This is a genomic window from Variovorax sp. DAIF25 (assembly GCF_050711835.1).
In the GTDB taxonomy this organism is placed as follows: Bacteria; Pseudomonadota; Gammaproteobacteria; order Burkholderiales; family Burkholderiaceae_C; genus Variovorax.
Map to the genome: position 1 here is coordinate 6,240,393 of NZ_CP136636.1, position 15,469 is coordinate 6,255,861.

Below are 15,469 nucleotides of genomic sequence, written 5' to 3' on the forward strand. Positions count from 1 at the left end.
GAGCTTTGCCATGACCACCACCGCCGTCCCCATGCCCGCGCCCTTCGTCGGCGACCATCTCGCGCTCGATTTCGTCAATAGCACCGCCACGCCCGACGGTGTGCGCGTCGAATGGCTGGCCGACGGCGCGGCGCTGCTGCAATGGCTGCTGGCGGCGAAGCAGATCGCGCCGGCCGATGCCGAACGGCTGCAGGCCGCCAAGGGCGGCGCGGCCGCGCTCGATGCGGTGGCGCGGCGGGCGCGCGCGCTGCGCGACGGCTTCCGGCACTTCGCCGAACGCCACGCGGGCCGGCCGCTCGACGTGGAGGCGGCGGCCGAACTGGAGGCGCTGAACCGCCTGCTCGCGCAGGACCAGAGCCATGTGGAAGTGGCGGAAGATCCCGAGGGCGGCGGCCTGCGGCTGCGCCGCGTCGAGCCCTTCTCGACGCCCGATCAGCTGCTGCAGCCGATCGCGCGCGCCATGGCCGGGCTGCTGTGCGACGAGCGTTTCGAATGGGTGCGCGCCTGCGAGGGCCACGCCTGTACGCTGATGTTCCTGGACCGCACCAAGACCCACTCGCGCCGCTGGTGCAGCATGGCCTCGTGCGGCAACCGCGCGAAGGCGGCCGCGCACCGGGCGCGGCGCAACCTCAGTTCCAGCTGAACTCGTGGTTCAGGCCGATCACGACACCGCGCACGCCCTGCGGCCCGGTGCGTGAGGCGCTGAGGTCCAGGCTGATCAGCGGCGTCAGGTTCAGGCGCGCGCCCACGCGCGAGGTCCACAGGCGCGAGACGCGGCTGCGTTCGGCGATCAGCGACAGCGTGTCGTTGAGCGCCCACTCGCAGGCCAGCCCGCCGCGCGTCGTGCGCTGGCCTGTGCCGGGCGCCCAGTCGGCACCGAGGTTGGCGTGGATCTGCAGGCTCTGCGTGGGGCGCCAGGTGACCGGCAGCACGAACTGCCCGCCCGTGCGGCCGCCGGTGCGCAAGTCCGACACCGTGCCGGCCGAGACCGCGGCGCTCCAGGTCGCATCGGGCGCCGGGCCGAAGAAGTTCCACTTGATCTGCGGCCCGCCCGTGACCGTGCGCACGCCCAGCGTCGACAGCCGGTCGAGGTTGAAGCCCAGCTCCACGGGGCCGATGCGGCAGGCCGGGCCCAGGTGGAAGCCGATGACCGGCTCGGTGCCGGTGCGGCCCCACCAGGTCTCGTACTGGCACTGGCCCGGATCGAGGGTGGCGGCATCGTCGATGTCGAAATGGCCGGCCGCGTGCGCGCTCGCGCCGGCCCACAGGCCGCAGGCGGCCAGCAGCCATCCGATGCGCGTCCCTCTCGTGGCGTGTTCGTTGTTCTTCATCGCGGGCGTTCCGGTGGAACCGGCGCGCGATTCTAGGCAGGCGGAAAGTCGGCGGCGTGACGCCGCGGCTCGAACGCTAGATCTCGAACTGCGGCTGCAGCTCGCGGATGCGCTTGATCGCCACGCCGGCCGCGGCCGTGCGCGTCTCCACGCCGAGCTTCACGTAGACGCGCTCGAGGTGCTTCTTGGCCGTGGCCGGGCTGCTGCCGAGGATCTCGCCGATGTCCTTGTTGGTCTTGCCCTTGACCACCCAGTAGAGCACCTCGGCCTCGCGCGCCGTGAGCTTGAGGCTCAGGCTCATGGCCTCGATCACGGCGGTGTCGGACACCTCGCGCATGATGATCATCCACTCGTCGCCGTCGTCGTCGTGCCCGGTCTGCTGGTGCAGCCGCAGCGTGAGGCTGCTGGCGCCCTGCGCGATGGACAACGCCGGCGGCTCCACGCCGCGCTGGCGCGCCGCCGGCGCATGGCTGCGCAGCCAGTCGAGCACGGCGGCCGGGGTCTCGGGCGCGCGCGTCTCGCAGTAGCGCTGCAGCAGGTCGCGCGCCAGCGCCGTCTGCCAGATCAGCCGGCCCTCGGGCAGCCGCACCGTGATGCTGGCGTAGCCGAAGGCGTCGAGCGCGTTGCGCGCCTGGCCGGCCTGGCGCGCCACCTGGCGCGCGCGCCGGGCGCCCTGCAGGTGCACGTTCATGCGCGCCAGCACCTCCTTGGGCTTGATCGGCTTGGTCACGTAGTCCACGCCGCCGGCCTCGAGCGCGGCCACCAGGTGCTCGGTCTCGGTCAGGCCGGTCATGAAGACGATCGGGATGTGCGCCGTCATCCCGTCGGCCTTGAGCCGGCGCGCGACCTCGAAGCCGTCGATGCCCGGCATCATCGCGTCGAGCAGCACGATGTCGGGCCGCGCCTGCGCGGCGCGCTGCAAGGCCTGCTCGCCGTTGGTGGCGATCAGCACCGTGTAGCCCGATTCGTCGAGCGCGTCGTGCAGCACCGCGAGGTTGTCGGGCACGTCGTCCACGATCAGCACCAGGTCGCTGTTGGCGCTCTTGTCGCGCAGCGACTGCGCGAGCGGCACGGGTTCGACAGGGGGGACCGGTGTGTTCATCTGTTTGTCATCCCGCATGGGCCGCCTCGGCCAGCGCGCGGCCCATCGCCTCGAACTGGAACTGCCGCGCCAGCACGCGCTGCGCCTCGGTCCAGGCGGCGCATTCGGGCTGCTCGCCGTCGATCGCGTCGAGCTGGTTCATGATGCCGCGGAAGTAGCCGAGGCTCACGGCCTCGTCGAGTGCGCGCAGCCGCTCGCGCGAGGGCGGCCGCAGCACCGGCTGCACCGGCGCCGGCGCGCTCGCCGCGGCCGCTTCGGTCCAGCGCAGGCCGAGCCGGCGCTCGAGCCAGTCGAGCAGCTCGGTGTGGCGCACCGGCTTCACGAAGAAATCCTCGGGCGCGATCTCCACGTCGTTGTCGAGCCCCTTGTCGAAGGCGTTGGCCGAGACGATCGCCACCGCCGCATCGGCCAGCCCGAGCCGGCGCGCGCGGCGGATGGTCTCCCAGCCGTCGATGCCGGGCATCGCGAGGTCGACGAACATGGCGTCGGGCCGGTAACCGGCGGCGATCAGGTCGAGCGCATCGTGGCCGCTGGCCGCGCTACGCAGCTCGAAGCCCAGCGGCGCCAGCACATGGCCCAGCAGCTCGCGGTCGGCCTCCTCGTTGTCGACCACCAGCAGCCGGCGGCGCGCGCCCTCGTAGCCGCGCCGCGCGCGCTGCACCGGCTGCGGGCGGTCGGTACCGGCCACCGCCTCGTGCACGCGCGGCAGGAACAGCCGCACGCAGAACAGCGAGCCCACGCCCGGCGTGCTGCTGACCTTCATCTCGCCGCCCATCAGGTCGGTCAGCATCTTGGCGATGGTGAGGCCCAGCCCCGCGCCCGGCGCGGCCGCGGCGCCGGCCGAATCGCCGCGCGCGAAAGGCTCGAAGATGCGCTCGATCTCGGCCGCCGTCATGCCCGGGCCGGTGTCCTCGATTTCCACCGCGGCGAACTCGCGCGCATAAGCGAGGCGCAGCGTGACCTGGCCGGCGGCCGTGAACTTGATCGCGTTGCCCAGCAGGTTGATGAGGATCTGGCAGACCCGCTTCTCGTCGGCGCGCACCACCTCGGGCAGCGTGCCCGCGGCCTCGAAGCGGAAGGCCAGGCCCTTCTCGGCCGCCTGCAGCTCGAACATGTCGGCCAGCTCGCGCAGGGTGTCGGCGAAGCGCATCGGCCGCGCATGCAGCGTGAGCTTGCCGGCCTCGATGTGGGCGATCGCCAGGGTGCCCTCGATCAGCGACAGCAGGTGCTCGCCGCCGCGCTTGATGACCGCCACCGCCTGCTGGCGGTGCGGCGGCACGGAATGGTCCTCGCCCATCAGCTGCGCATAGCCGAGGATGCTGTTGAGCGGCGTGCGCAGCTCGTGGCTGATGGCGCTGATGTAGCGGCTCTTGGCCTGGTTGGCCTGGTCGGCGGCGCGCCGCGCCTGCTCGGCCGCGAGCTTGGCCTGCTCGGCCACCTCGCGCGCCTCCTCGGCGGTGCGCGTGGCCGACTGCAGCGCGCGGTCGGTCTCGCGGTGCAGCTCGATCTCGCGCACCAGCAGGTGGGTCTGGCGGTTCGATTCCTCCTGCGCCACCTTGCGGCTCTGGTGCGCCAGCACCAGCCACCAGGCCACGATGCCCGCGATCACCAGCAGCGCCATGTAGGCCTTGAGGAAGCCCGAGCGCAGCGAGGCCTGCTGCGCGGCCGCGAGCGCCTGCGCCACCTCGCTCCGCGCGGCCAGCTCGAGCGCGCTCTCGCCGAGCGCGCGCAGCTCCTGCTGGTAGAGCACGCCGAACACCACCGCCAACAGCGGCACGATGATCAGCATCAGCAGCAGGAAGTGGCCCAGGCCGGTGTCGAGGTAGCGCCAGCTGCGCCGCGGCAGCAGCCAGCGCAGCACCGCCGACCACTGCGCCGACAGGCTCGCATGCGGCTTGCAGAGGTCGCCGCAGCGCGCGTCGAGCGTGCAGCACAGCGAGCAGATCGCGCCCTGGTAGGCCGGGCAGTGGGCCATGTCGGGGCCTTCGTACTCGCGCTCGCAGATCACGCAGCGCTGCACCGCGAGGCGGCGGTAGGCGCCTTCGGATTCCACCCGGGCCCACTGCACCGGCCGGCCAGCGGCCACCGCGGCGCCCTCGACCGAGCCGCGCGCCAGGTAGTAGCGCCCGCCCGTGGCCCAGGCCAGCAGCGGCGAGGCGACGAGCGCCGTGCCGAGCGCGATCAGCGCCGAGAAGGCCTGCGCCAGCGGTCCGAACACGCCCAGGTGCGCGGTGATCGACAGCAGCGAGGCCAGCGCCATCGCGCCCACGCCCACCGGGTTGATGTCCCACAGGTGGGCACGCTTGAACTCGATGCCCGGCGGCGACAGGCCCAGCGGCTTGTTGATGACCAGGTCGGCCACCACGGCCATCATCCAGGCGATGGCGATGTTGGCGAACAGCCCGAGCACGTCGCCCAGCGCCTCGAACACGTTCATCTCCATCAGCATGAAGGCGATCAGCGCGTTGAACACCACCCACACCACGCGCCCCGGGTGGCTGTGGGCCACGCGCGAGAAGAAGTTGCTCCAGGCCAGTGAGCCCGCGTAGGCGTTGGTGACGTTGATCTTGAGCTGCGAGATCACCACGAACAGCGCGGTGGCCGCCACCGCCCAGCCGTAGTCGGGGAACACGTACTCGTAGGCCGCGAGGTACATCTGGTTCGGGTCGACCGCGCGCTCCACCGGCACCATGTGCGTGATCGCGAGGTAGGCCAGCGCGGCGCCGCCGAGCATCTTGACCACGCCCAGCACCACCCAGCCCGGCCCGCCCGCCAGCACCCCGGCCCACCAGCGGCCGCGGCTGGCCGCGGTGCGCGCGGGCATGAAGCGCAGGTAGTCGGCTTGCTCGCCCATCTGCGTGATGAGCGCGATGCCGACCGTGAGAGCGGCACCGAACAGGTGCAAGTTGAATCCTTGCGCACCACCCTTGGCGCCGTTGTAGTGCGTGATGCCCGCGAACGCACCAGGATCGCGCACCAGCACATAGGCGAAGGGCACGACCAGCATCAGCAGCCACAGCGGCTGCGTCCACAGCTGCAGCCGGCTGATTGCCGACACCCCGTGCGTGACCAGCGGGATCACCACCAGCGCGCAGACCAGGTAGCCCCAGACCGGCGGGATGCCCAGCGCCAGCTCGAGCGCGTAGGCCATCACGGCCGCCTCGAGCGCGAAGAAGATGAAGGTGAAGCTCGCGTAGATCAGCGAGGTCAGCGTGGAGCCGATGTAGCCGAAGCCGGCGCCGCGCGTGAGCAGGTCCATGTCGACGCCGTAGCGCGCCGCGTACACGCTGATCGGCAGGCCCGCGAGGAAGATGATCAGCCCCGTTGCCAGGATGGCCCAGAAGGCGTTGGCGAAGCCGTACTGCACCAGCAGCGTGGCGCCCACCGCCTCCAGGATCAGGAACGAGGCCGCGCCGAAGGCCGTGTTGGCGACCCGCCATTCGGACCATTTGCGAAAGCGCTGCGGCGTGTAGCGCAGCGCGTAGTCCTCGAGGGTTTCGCTCGCGACCCAGCTGTTGTAGTCGCGCCGCACCTTGACGATGCGCTGCGGCGCGTCGTCGGACTCGGTGGGGGGGACGGCGGAGGGCGGACCAGGGTTCACACCGTTTCGGTGCATCTTTCGTGCCACCCGGCGCCCCGCGGACCCGGTGCCATACGGCATTCGGCGAACAGGGCACGACTGTTGCAACAGCCCTGCTCTGCCCATAATGGCCGCCTCCTCCCGCCACCCGATGCCGTCTCCATGGAACTGACTCCGCGCGAAAAAGACAAGCTGCTGATCTTCACCGCGGCGCTGCTCGCCGAACGCCGCAAGGCCCGCGGCCTCAAGCTCAACTACCCCGAAGCCATCGCCCTGATCTCGGCCGCCGTCATGGAAGGCGCACGCGACGGCAAGAGCGTGGCCGAGCTCATGAGCGAGGGCCGCAGCGTGCTGACGCGCGCCGACGTGATGGACGGCATCGCCGAGATGATTCCCGACATCCAGGTCGAAGCCACCTTCCCCGACGGCACCAAGCTCGTGACGGTGCACCAGCCCATCGTCTGAACGACCGCACACCCAGAACAACCAAGGACAAGCCCTCATGCGCCCATCGATCTCCTCCAGGACCCTCGCCCTGTTCGCCGCCGCCGCCCTGCTGCCCCTGGCGGCCAGCGCCCACACCGGCGTCGACGGCGGCCTGCACCACGGCCTCGTGGCCGGCTTCATGCATCCGCTGACCGGCGCCGACCATCTCGCGGCGATGGTCGCGGTGGGCGTCTGGAGCGCGCTGTCGGCGCGCCGCGCCTGGCCCGACCTGCTGTGGGCACCGCTGGCCTTCGCCGGCATGCTGCTGGCGGGCGCGCTGGTCGGCCTGGCCGGGCTGCAGCTGCCGGCCGTCGAACCGATGATCGCGGCCTCGCTGCTGGTGCTGGGCCTGCTGGTGGTCACGCGCGTGCACCTGCCGGCCGGCGTCGCGATGGCGGTGGTCGGCCTGTTCGCGGTCTTCCACGGCGTGGCGCACGGCCACGAGCTCGCGGGCGAGCACGACGCCGCCCTCACCCTCGCCGGCATGGTCGGCGCGACCGTGCTGCTGCATGCCGCCGGCATCGCGCTGGGCTGGGCGCTGCGCCATGCCAACGCCTGGCTGCCGCGCATCGCGGGCGCCGCGGTGGTCGGCCTCGGCGCCACGCTGCTGGCGCAGGCGATCTGAGGCGAGGCCCCGGTCCATGATCCCCGGCGAAATCCTCACCGACGACGGCGACCACCCGCTCAACCCGGGCCGTCGCACCCTCACGCTGGTGGTGCAGAACACGGCCGACCGGCCGATCCAGGTCGGCTCGCACTACCACTTCGCCGAAACCAACGGCGCCCTCGGCTTCGACCGCGAGGCCGCGCGCGGCATGCGCCTGAACATCGCCTCGGGCGCCGCGGTGCGCTTCGAGCCGGGGCAGCAGCGCACGGTCGAGCTGGTCGATTTCTCGGGCGACCGCATCGTCTACGGCTTCCGCGGACTGGTTCAGGGCAAGCTCTGAGCGGGCGCCGGCATGCTGTCACTCGCGCTCTCCGCCTTTCTGCTGGGCCTGGTGTTCAACGCCGCGCCGGGGGCCGTGTTCGCGGAAACCGTACGCCAGGGACTGCAGGGCGGTTTCCGTCCGGCCTTCGCCGTCCAGGTGGGCTCGCTGGTCGGCGACGCGCTGTGGGCCGTGCTGGGCCTGGCCGGCGCGGGCGCGCTGATGCAGATCGATGCCCTGCGCTGGCCGCTGGGCATCGCCGGCGTGCTCTATCTCGCCTGGCTCGCGGCCGACAGCTGGCGCGCAGCGAGGCGCGATGCCGGCATCGAGCGCGCGCAGGCCGTGCCCGCGAAGCGGGCGCTGCGCTCGGGCGTGATCCTCTCCGCCACCAATCCCCAGAACCTGGCCTACTGGGCCGCGCTCGGCAGCGCCATGGCCGGCCTCGGCATGGACCAGCCGACCACCGCCCACTACGCCGTCTTCTTCACCGGCTTCATGGCGGCCTCCGTGCTCTGGTGCTTCGTCTGCGCGGGCCTCGTCGCCAGGCTCTTCGGCCGCTCGGCATCGCGCTGGGCCGGCGTGACGCACCGCCTGTGCGCTATCGCGTTCATGGCGCTGGCGGTCGCCTCGATGCGCGACCTGCTGAATTTCACCGGCCCCGCCGAGAACCGGCCCGCGGCCTCCCCCGCAAGACAAGGAACGACATGGCAACCATAGGCAGGCGCGCCTACGCAGAAATCTTCGGCCCCACGGTGGGCGACCGCGTGCGGCTGGCCGACACCGAGCTGCTGATCGAGGTCGAGGCCGACTACACGCTGCGCGCCGGCGGCTACGGCGAGGAGGTCAAGTTCGGCGGCGGCAAGACGATCCGCGACGGCATGGCGCAGTCGCAGCGCACGCGCGCGCAGGGTGCCGTCGACACGGTGCTCACCAACGCGCTGATCCTCGACCACTGGGGCATCGTCAAGGCCGACATCGGCCTGAAGGACGGCCGCATCGCCGCCATCGGCAAGGCCGGCAATCCCGACGTGCAACCGGGTGTCGATATCGTGATCGGCCCGGGCACCGAGATCATCAGCTGCGAGGGCAACATCGTCACCGCCGGCGGCATCGACAGCCACATCCACTTCATCTGCCCGCAGCAGATCGAGGAGGCGCTGGCCTCGGGCGTGACCACCATGCTGGGCGGCGGCACCGGCCCCGCCACCGGCACCTTCGCCACCACCTCCACGCCCGGGCCCTGGCACATCGAGCGCATGCTGCAGGCGGCCGACGCGTTCCCGATGAACCTCGGCTTCCTCGGCAAGGGCAACGCCAGCCTGCCCGGCGCGCTGCACGAGCAGATCGAGGCCGGCGTGATCGGCCTCAAGCTGCACGAGGACTGGGGCACCACGCCCTCGGCGATCAGCAACTGCCTCGACGTGGCCGACGCCACCGACACGCAGGTGGCGATCCACAGCGACACGCTCAACGAATCGGGCTTCGTCGAGAACACGATCGCGGCCGTGGGCGGCCGCGCGATCTGCGCCTTCCACACCGAGGGCGCGGGCGGCGGCCATGCGCCCGACATCCTGCGCGTGGTGGGCGAGGCGAACTTCCTGCCCTCGTCGACCAATCCCACCATGCCCTACACCGTGAACACGCTCGACGAACACGTCGACATGCTCATGGTGTGCCACCACCTCGACGCCGGCATCGCCGAGGACCTGGCCTTCGCCGAGTCGCGCATCCGCAAGGAAACCATCGCCGCCGAGGACGTGCTGCACGACCTCGGCGCGATCAGCATGTTCAGCTCCGACAGCCAGGCCATGGGCCGCGTGGGCGAGGTGGTGCTGCGCTGCTGGCAGACCGCGCACAAGATGAAGCTGCAGCGCGGCACGCTGCCCGAGGACAGCGCACGCAACGACAACTTCCGCGCCAAGCGCTACGTGGCCAAGTACACGATCAATCCCGCGATCGCGCACGGCATCGCGCACGAGGTCGGCTCGATCGAGGTCGGCAAGTGGGCCGACATCGTGGTGTGGAAACCTGCCTTCTTCGGCGTGAAGCCCTTCACCATCATCAAGGGCGGCAGCATCGCGATGGCCGCGATGGGCGACCCCAACGCCTCGATCCCGACGCCGCAGCCGGTGCACTACCGCCCGATGTTCGGCGCCTATGGCGGCTCGCTCGCGAAGGGCTCGCTGACCTTCGTCTCGCAGGCCGGCCTGGCCGCGGGCATCAAGGAACGCTACGGGCTGGCGAAGAACCTGGCGGCGGTGAAGAACATCCGCAACGTGCGCAAGAAGGACCTGATCCACAACGGCTACACGCCGAAGATGGAGATCGATGCGCAGACCTATGCGGTGCGCGCGGACGGGCAGTTGCTGACCTGCGAACCGGCGAAGCTGCTGCCGATGGCGCAGCGCTACTTCCTGTTCTGAGACAAGGCCCGAAAATCCGGCGCGGCACGCCGGCTTGACAGGCTGCGTATCCTTGAAAGCATCGTTCCTGTCTTCAGACGCGCCACGCGTCCCACCGCACCATGCTCACCGCCAACAAACTCATGCCCCAGGGCCGCGGCCTCGCGCCCGTGCTGCTCAAGCGCGCCGCCACCATCGAACTCGACTGGGACGTGCGCCAGAAAAGCCGTTTCGACGCCACCGATTCGCAGGGCCGGCAGATCGGCGTGTTCCTGCCACGCGGCACGGCCGTGCGCGGCGGCGACGTGCTGGTGGCGGAAGACGGTTCGCTGGTGCGCGTGATCGCCGCCCCGCAGCCGGTGTTGCGCATCACGCACTGCACGGCCCACGGCACGCCCTTCGACCTGACGCGCGCGGCCTACCACCTGGGCAACCGCCATGTGCCGATCGAGCTCAAGCCCGACCACCTGAAGATCGAACCCGACCATGTGCTGGCCGACATGCTGCGGTCGATGCACCTGATCGTGGTGGCGGTCGAGGAGGCCTTCGAACCCGAGGGCGGGGCCTATGGGTCGCATGAGCATTCGCATGGGGGTGGTCATAGCCATGACCACGGCCATGATCACTCGCATGGTCATGCGCACTCTTCGGGGCCGAAGCCGCTGGTGTTGGCGCCGGAGTTGCTCGATGCGCATGACCATGGTCATCATGGGCACTCTCACTGAGATGGGGGCTGGGATCTCCGTTCGAGGCCGTTTGTTTCGGTGGGGGCGGGCGCACGCCGATGGGGTACTCCCCTCCGCGAATGTCCCCCGCCCTTCGGGCTCCTCCTTTATTTCGCTGCGGGGAGTACCCCATCGACGTGCGCCTGACGCGCCGTGCTTGATCGGCCGGCACCACCGCTGCGCTTCTCGTGCACAGGGCAGTGGGTGCTTCCCGCAGCGAAATAAAGGAGGAGCCGAAGGCGGGGGACATTCGCGGAGGGAAGTACCCGCTGTCCTGTGCACGCGCCCCGGACCAGAACAACCGATGCGTCACCCTTCGGACGAGAGCCGACATGGCTGACACACCACAGCCCCAAAGCCTCCTCCAGCTCATCTGGCTAGCCTCCCCCGCCCTCCCGGTCGGCGGCTTCTCGTACTCCGAAGGCGTCGAAGCCGCGGTCGAATGGGCCGGCGTCGACTCAGAGGCCAGCGCCGCCGAATGGCTGTCCGACCAGTTGCACCTGAGCTTCGCGCGCGGCGACCTTGCGCTGGTCGCGCAAGCCATCGCGGCCTGGCGCACCGATGATGCGCAGCGCATCCGCACGCTCAACGACTGGGTGCTGCAAACCCGCGAATCGGCCGAGTTCTTCCTGCAGACCGAGCAGATGGGCCGCTCCTTCGTCGAATGGCTCAAGCTGCACCATGCCGACACGGCCGAGGTCTTCGCCGGCCTGCCCGCGAGCTATCCCGTGGCCTTCGCGTTCGCGGCCCACCGCTCGGGTGCTTCGGTGCACGACGGCTGCCTGGCCTTTGCCTTCGGCTGGGCCGAGAACATGGTCGCGGCCGCGGTCAAGGCCGTGCCGCTCGGGCAGAGCGCGGGACAACGCATCCTCGGGCGGCTCGCGCAGGAGATTCCCGCGGCCGTGAACCATGCGATGCAGCTGTCCGACGACGATCGGCAGGCTTTCGCGCCGCTGCTGGCCGTGCTGTCGGCGCGGCACGAAACCCAGTATTCGCGGCTCTTCCGCAGCTAGATTTTTTCCTTCACGCACCCACCATGACCTCCGCCCTGCACCACATCCCCAACCGCACCAAGAAGCTGCCGCCGCTGCGCGTGGGCATCGGCGGCCCCGTCGGCTCGGGCAAGACCACGCTGCTGGAGATGCTCTGCAAGTCGATGCGCGACAGCTACGACCTGGTCGCGATCACCAACGACATCTACACCAAGGAAGACCAGCGCCTGCTGACCGTGGCCGGCGCGCTGCCGGCCGAACGCATCATGGGCGTGGAGACCGGCGGCTGCCCGCACACCGCGATCCGCGAGGATGCCTCGATCAACCTCGAGGCCATCGACCGCATGCTCGAGGACTTTCCCGATGCCGACGTGGTGTTCGTCGAATCGGGCGGCGACAACCTCGCGGCCACCTTCAGCCCCGAACTCTCGGACCTCACGATCTACGTCATCGACGTGGCCGCGGGCGAGAAGATCCCGCGCAAGGGCGGCCCCGGCATCACCAAGAGCGACCTGTTCGTCATCAACAAGACCGACCTCGCGCCCTACGTGGGCGCCAACCTCGACGTGATGGAGCAGGACACGCAGCGCATGCGCCGCCAGAAGCCCTACGTGATGACCAACCTCAAGACCCTGACCGGCGTGGCCGAGGTGGTGCGCTTCATCGAGGAGCGCGGGATGCTCAAGACGGCCTGAGGCCGCCAACTCACGGCTTCACAGTTCGCTGCCGTCGCGCAGCTGGCGTTGCTTGTAGACCAGGCGAACGCTCGCGCGGCGCGGATCGCCCACGCGCTGCACGTAGACGTCCATCTCGCCGCTGCTCCAGGCCGCATAGGCGCTGCCCGGGTCGTTGGCCGCGAGTTCGGCGCCGAAGGCGCCACGGCCCCACTGCAGCAGTTCGGCAAACGCCGCGCCGCCGCCATCGGGCAGGCCCTGCGCCGAGGCCGCGTACTCGACGCGCCGCAGCTGCGCATCGGCGAAGAAGAAGGTCGGTTCGAACACCAGCCCCGCCAGGGCCTGGGGCGCGCCATGCCAGCTTCCCAGCAGGCCGCCCGCGAGCCGCTGCGGCCGCGCCACGCGCTCGGCCGAAGGCAGCGCGGCACGCAGCTCGTCGGCCGACATGCCGAGCCGCACGCCGGGTGGCAGCGCTTGCGCCTGCACGGCGAGGCTCGCGAGACAGAGGGCACCGGCGCCGAGCAGGCGCGCTACGGGTGAAGAGAAGGAAGGAATGGACATCGGGGGACGGCGAAACGGGCAAAACGGGCGACAGCGGCCTGTGACCCGCAGTATCGCCCCGAGTTCGCGACGGCACCGTGTAACTGCCGATACACGACCCGCCGGCCCTTTGTAGACTGGCCCGATGACTCCCCAGGACGTGCTCGACCACTACGACCGGGCCGCGTTGTGGCCTGCCGATCGCCCCGACCGCGGCCCCGCCGGCCTGCCCGCCGCCTATGCCGATGCGCTCGCGCTGCGCGCCCTGCGGCTCGCGCGCGGCGAACGGCCCGTGGGCTACAAGGTCGGCTTCACCAACCGCACCATCTGGCAACGCTATGGCGTTTTCGCGCCGATCTGGGGCCCGGTGTGGAACACCACGCTGACGCTGTGCGACGGCCAGGGCAGCGTCGATCTCGCGGGCACGGTGCAGCCGCGCATCGAGCCCGAGGTCGTGTTCGGCATCGCCGCCACGCCGCCGCAGGGCGCCACGCTCGAGCAGCTGTTCGCCTGCGTCGAATGGATCGCGCCGGGCTTCGAGATCGTGCAGTCGCACTGCGAAGGCTGGAAGTTCGGCGCCGCCGACACCGTGGCCGATGGCGGGCTGCATGCACGCCTGCTGGTCGGACGGCAGCGGCCGCTGCGCGACTTCGCGAGCGACGGCGCGGCGCTCGATGCGCTGCTCGCGCGCACGCGCCTGCGCCTGTCGCGCGACGGCACGCAGGTCGAGGAAGGCACCGGCGCCAACGTGCTCGACGGCCCGCTGCATGCGCTGCTGCACTTCCTGCACGAACTGCAGGCCTGCCCCGGCGCACCCGCGCTGCAGCCGGGCGAGGTGGTCACCACCGGCACCTGGACCGACGCCTGGCCGATCGCGCCCGGCCAGGTCTGGCGCAGCGAGTTCGACGCGCCCTTCGACGGCCTCGAAGTCACGCTGCGCTGAGCGCGCGGCTCAGCCGGCCTTGCGAAAGGTCAGGTTGATGCGCACGCTGCCCAGCAGCGGATGCGGCTTGTCCTTGAGCGGCAGCACGCCATGGAAGCGCAGCCGGTCGGGGCCGCCCCACACCACCACGTCGCCATGCGCGAGCGGCACGCGCTCGACCGCGTCGCCGCGCGCGAGCCCGCCGAACTGGAACACCGCCGGCATGCCCAGCGACACCGAGACGATCGGCGCGCCATGGTCGCGCTCGTCGCGGTCCTGGTGCAGCGAGAGCCGGGTGCCAGGCTCGTAGCGGTTGACGAGGCAGGCATCGGGCCTGAAGCCCGCGAAGCCCGCCGTCTCGGCCGCCTCGCGCGCGAGCCGCGCGAACGCGGCGGGCATCGCGGGCCAGGGCTTTTGCGACAACGGATCGATCGCGTCGTAGCGGTAGCCGCTGCGGTCGCTGACCCAGCCCAGCGGCCCGCAGTTCGTCATCGCCACCGACATGGTGTAGCCGCCAGGCGTGACCAGGTGCCGGAACGGCGACACGCCCTCGATGCGCGGCAGCGCGGCCAGCAACTCGCTCGCGAACGGCAGCGCGAAGCCGCGCAGCACGCAGGCACCCGGGCCCAGCGGCTCGGGTGCGCGAAACGGTTCGTCGGTGGCGGGGAAGAGGTCGAGGGTCATGGCGGATGCGGCCCTCGAAAATACCGCAAGCCGGCGCACCGGGTCCGGCCGGTTCCGGACATCCGGTGCCGCCGGTGTGGTCTCAGGCGGTCTCGAGCATGCCCGCGAGCCGCGCCGCGATCAGCCCATGGGCCTCGGCCATGATGCGGTCGACCAGTTCCTGCACGGTCGGCACGTCGTGGATCAGGCCCGCCACCATGCCGCAGCTGAAGGCGCCCGCGTCCACGTCGCCCTCGATCATCACGCGCGGATAGATGCCCGCCACCTGGTCGTGGATGTCCGAGATCTGAAGGTCCGCGCCCTTCGCGCGCTCGATCGCCAGCAGTTCCTCCACGCCCTTGTTGTTGAGCACGCGCTCGGTGTTGCGCAGGCCGCGCATCACCAGCCGCGTGTCGAGCTCACTGGCCGCGACGATCGCGCGCTTGACGTTCTCGTGCACCGGCGCCTCCTGCGTGGCGATGAAGCGCGTGCCCATGTTCATGCCCTCGGCGCCGAGCGCGAGCGCGGCCACGAGGCTGCGGCCGTCGGCCATGCCGCCCGAGGCGACGAAGGGAATGCGCAGCTCGTCGGCCGCGCGCGGCAGCAGGATCATGTTGGGCACGTCGTCCTCGCCCGGATGGCCGCCGCACTCGAAGCCGTCGACGCTGACCGCGTCGCAGCCGATGCGCTCGGCCTTCAATGCATGGCGCACCGAGGTGCACTTGTGGATCACCTTCACGCCGGCCGCCTTGAGTGCCGGCATGTGCTCCTCGGGGCTGCGGCCCGCGGTCTCGACGATGCGCACACCGCCCTCGATGAGCGCGGCGATGTACTCGGGATAGGGCGGCTTGGAGAAGGTCGGCAGGAAGGTCAGGTTCACGCCGATCGGCTGGTCGGTCATCTCGCGGCAGCGCGCGATCTCGCGCGCCAGCAGCTCGGGCGTCTTCTGCGTGAGCCCGGTGATGATGCCGAGGCCGCCGGCATTCGACACCGCGGCCGCGAGTTCCGCGAAGCCCACGTAGTGCATGCCGCCCTGGATGATCGGATGGCGGATGCCGAAGAGTTCGGTGATGCGTGTTTTCATGATCGATGGAAGATGAAGGGACGAAGAGGAAAGCGCGGCAAC

At 70.7% G+C, this 15,469-nt stretch carries 16 protein-coding genes; 10 read left to right on the plus strand and 6 right to left on the minus strand.

Annotation, left to right across the window (positions count from 1 at the left end; all coding sequences use genetic code 11):
- The first annotated feature begins 10 nt into the window (after positions 1–10).
- Complete coding sequence (locus R0232_RS28885) at positions 11–643, plus strand: CGNR zinc finger domain-containing protein (protein ID WP_431510291.1); 633 nt, start codon at positions 11–13, stop codon at positions 641–643.
- On the opposite strand, the gene R0232_RS28890 is transcribed toward R0232_RS28885, so the two are convergent.
- The 3 genes from R0232_RS28890 to R0232_RS28900 form a co-directional block, all read right to left on the minus strand.
- Positions 630–1,331, minus strand: a complete 702-nt coding sequence (locus tag R0232_RS28890) for a hypothetical protein (protein ID WP_431510292.1) — start codon at positions 1,329–1,331, stop codon at positions 630–632. The genes R0232_RS28885 and R0232_RS28890 overlap by 14 nt on opposite strands.
- Before the next feature lie 76 nt (positions 1,332–1,407).
- On the minus strand, positions 1,408–2,433 hold the full coding sequence (locus R0232_RS28895; RefSeq protein ID WP_431510293.1) for a response regulator: 1,026 nt from the start codon (positions 2,431–2,433) through the stop codon (positions 1,408–1,410).
- Positions 2,434–2,440: 7 nt separating this feature from the next.
- Positions 2,441–6,049, minus strand: a complete 3,609-nt coding sequence (locus R0232_RS28900) for an ATP-binding protein (protein WP_431510294.1) — start codon at positions 6,047–6,049, stop codon at positions 2,441–2,443.
- 126 nt (positions 6,050–6,175) lie between these two features.
- Here R0232_RS28900 and R0232_RS28905 point away from each other — a divergent pair, with 126 nt between their 5' ends.
- The 8 genes from R0232_RS28905 to ureG all read left to right on the plus strand — a co-directional run bounded on the left by R0232_RS28905 (position 6,176) and on the right by ureG (position 12,239).
- Entirely contained in the window at positions 6,176–6,478 is a 303-nt protein-coding gene (locus tag R0232_RS28905) for an urease subunit gamma (protein WP_057591402.1), read from the plus strand.
- Positions 6,479–6,515: 37 nt separating this feature from the next.
- Entirely contained in the window at positions 6,516–7,124 is a 609-nt protein-coding gene (locus R0232_RS28910) for a HupE/UreJ family protein (protein WP_431510295.1), read from the plus strand.
- A 16-nt stretch (positions 7,125–7,140) separates the two neighbouring features.
- Positions 7,141–7,446 carry an urease subunit beta gene (locus R0232_RS28915; RefSeq protein ID WP_057591400.1) on the plus strand — a complete coding sequence of 102 codons (306 nt, stop codon included), beginning with the start codon at positions 7,141–7,143 and terminating at the stop codon, positions 7,444–7,446.
- Positions 7,447–7,458: 12 nt separating this feature from the next.
- The gene (locus R0232_RS28920; RefSeq protein WP_431510296.1) at positions 7,459–8,142 is read left to right on the plus strand and encodes a LysE family transporter; all 684 of its coding nucleotides are present in this window, start codon (positions 7,459–7,461) and stop codon (positions 8,140–8,142) included.
- Complete coding sequence (gene ureC, locus R0232_RS28925; protein WP_093341067.1) at positions 8,130–9,848, plus strand: urease subunit alpha; 1,719 nt, start codon at positions 8,130–8,132, stop codon at positions 9,846–9,848. The genes R0232_RS28920 and ureC overlap by 13 nt, the downstream gene beginning before the upstream one ends.
- A 101-nt stretch (positions 9,849–9,949) precedes the next feature.
- The gene (gene ureE / locus R0232_RS28930; RefSeq protein ID WP_057591397.1) at positions 9,950–10,552 is read left to right on the plus strand and encodes an urease accessory protein UreE; all 603 of its coding nucleotides are present in this window, start codon (positions 9,950–9,952) and stop codon (positions 10,550–10,552) included.
- A gap of 332 nt (positions 10,553–10,884) precedes the next feature.
- Entirely contained in the window at positions 10,885–11,565 is a 681-nt protein-coding gene (locus R0232_RS28935) for an urease accessory protein UreF (protein ID WP_431510297.1), read from the plus strand.
- A gap of 23 nt (positions 11,566–11,588) precedes the next feature.
- A complete protein-coding gene (ureG, locus tag R0232_RS28940; RefSeq protein WP_093341072.1) occupies positions 11,589–12,239 on the plus strand; it encodes an urease accessory protein UreG in 651 nt (216 codons plus the stop codon).
- 18 nt (positions 12,240–12,257) lie between these two features.
- On the opposite strand, the gene R0232_RS28945 is transcribed toward ureG, so the two are convergent.
- Positions 12,258–12,779, minus strand: a complete 522-nt coding sequence (locus R0232_RS28945) for a hypothetical protein (protein ID WP_431510298.1) — start codon at positions 12,777–12,779, stop codon at positions 12,258–12,260.
- 124 nt (positions 12,780–12,903) lie between these two features.
- Here R0232_RS28945 and R0232_RS28950 point away from each other — a divergent pair, with 124 nt between their 5' ends.
- Positions 12,904–13,701: a 2-keto-4-pentenoate hydratase gene (locus tag R0232_RS28950; protein ID WP_431510299.1), complete on the plus strand. Its 798-nt coding sequence runs from the start codon at positions 12,904–12,906 to the stop codon at positions 13,699–13,701.
- A 9-nt stretch (positions 13,702–13,710) separates the two neighbouring features.
- Here the strand turns inward: R0232_RS28950 and alkB are convergent, their stop codons facing one another.
- Positions 13,711–14,364: a DNA oxidative demethylase AlkB gene (gene alkB / locus R0232_RS28955; protein ID WP_431510300.1), complete on the minus strand. Its 654-nt coding sequence runs from the start codon at positions 14,362–14,364 to the stop codon at positions 13,711–13,713.
- A gap of 82 nt (positions 14,365–14,446) precedes the next feature.
- A complete protein-coding gene (locus tag R0232_RS28960; protein WP_057591373.1) occupies positions 14,447–15,427 on the minus strand; it encodes an NAD(P)H-dependent flavin oxidoreductase in 981 nt (326 codons plus the stop codon).
- Between the last annotated feature and the right edge of the window lie 42 nt (positions 15,428–15,469).

What these genes read in the sequence shown, in the direction of transcription:
- R0232_RS28885 (WP_431510291.1), top strand. Translation starts at nt 11, where the DNA reads ATGACCACCACCGCCGTCCCCATGCCCGCGCCCTTCGTCGGCGACCAT.
- R0232_RS28890 (WP_431510292.1), bottom strand. Translation starts at nt 1,331, where the DNA reads ATGAAGAACAACGAACACGCCACGAGAGGGACGCGCATCGGATGGCTG.
- R0232_RS28895 (WP_431510293.1), bottom strand. Translation starts at nt 2,433, where the DNA reads ATGAACACACCGGTCCCCCCTGTCGAACCCGTGCCGCTCGCGCAGTCG.
- R0232_RS28900 (WP_431510294.1), bottom strand. Translation starts at nt 6,049, where the DNA reads ATGCACCGAAACGGTGTGAACCCTGGTCCGCCCTCCGCCGTCCCCCCC.
- R0232_RS28905 (WP_057591402.1), top strand. Translation starts at nt 6,176, where the DNA reads ATGGAACTGACTCCGCGCGAAAAAGACAAGCTGCTGATCTTCACCGCG.
- R0232_RS28910 (WP_431510295.1), top strand. Translation starts at nt 6,516, where the DNA reads ATGCGCCCATCGATCTCCTCCAGGACCCTCGCCCTGTTCGCCGCCGCC.
- R0232_RS28915 (WP_057591400.1), top strand. Translation starts at nt 7,141, where the DNA reads ATGATCCCCGGCGAAATCCTCACCGACGACGGCGACCACCCGCTCAAC.
- R0232_RS28920 (WP_431510296.1), top strand. Translation starts at nt 7,459, where the DNA reads ATGCTGTCACTCGCGCTCTCCGCCTTTCTGCTGGGCCTGGTGTTCAAC.
- ureC (WP_093341067.1), top strand. Translation starts at nt 8,130, where the DNA reads ATGGCAACCATAGGCAGGCGCGCCTACGCAGAAATCTTCGGCCCCACG.
- ureE (WP_057591397.1), top strand. Translation starts at nt 9,950, where the DNA reads ATGCTCACCGCCAACAAACTCATGCCCCAGGGCCGCGGCCTCGCGCCC.
- R0232_RS28935 (WP_431510297.1), top strand. Translation starts at nt 10,885, where the DNA reads ATGGCTGACACACCACAGCCCCAAAGCCTCCTCCAGCTCATCTGGCTA.
- ureG (WP_093341072.1), top strand. Translation starts at nt 11,589, where the DNA reads ATGACCTCCGCCCTGCACCACATCCCCAACCGCACCAAGAAGCTGCCG.
- R0232_RS28945 (WP_431510298.1), bottom strand. Translation starts at nt 12,779, where the DNA reads ATGTCCATTCCTTCCTTCTCTTCACCCGTAGCGCGCCTGCTCGGCGCC.
- R0232_RS28950 (WP_431510299.1), top strand. Translation starts at nt 12,904, where the DNA reads ATGACTCCCCAGGACGTGCTCGACCACTACGACCGGGCCGCGTTGTGG.
- alkB (WP_431510300.1), bottom strand. Translation starts at nt 14,364, where the DNA reads ATGACCCTCGACCTCTTCCCCGCCACCGACGAACCGTTTCGCGCACCC.
- R0232_RS28960 (WP_057591373.1), bottom strand. Translation starts at nt 15,427, where the DNA reads ATGAAAACACGCATCACCGAACTCTTCGGCATCCGCCATCCGATCATC.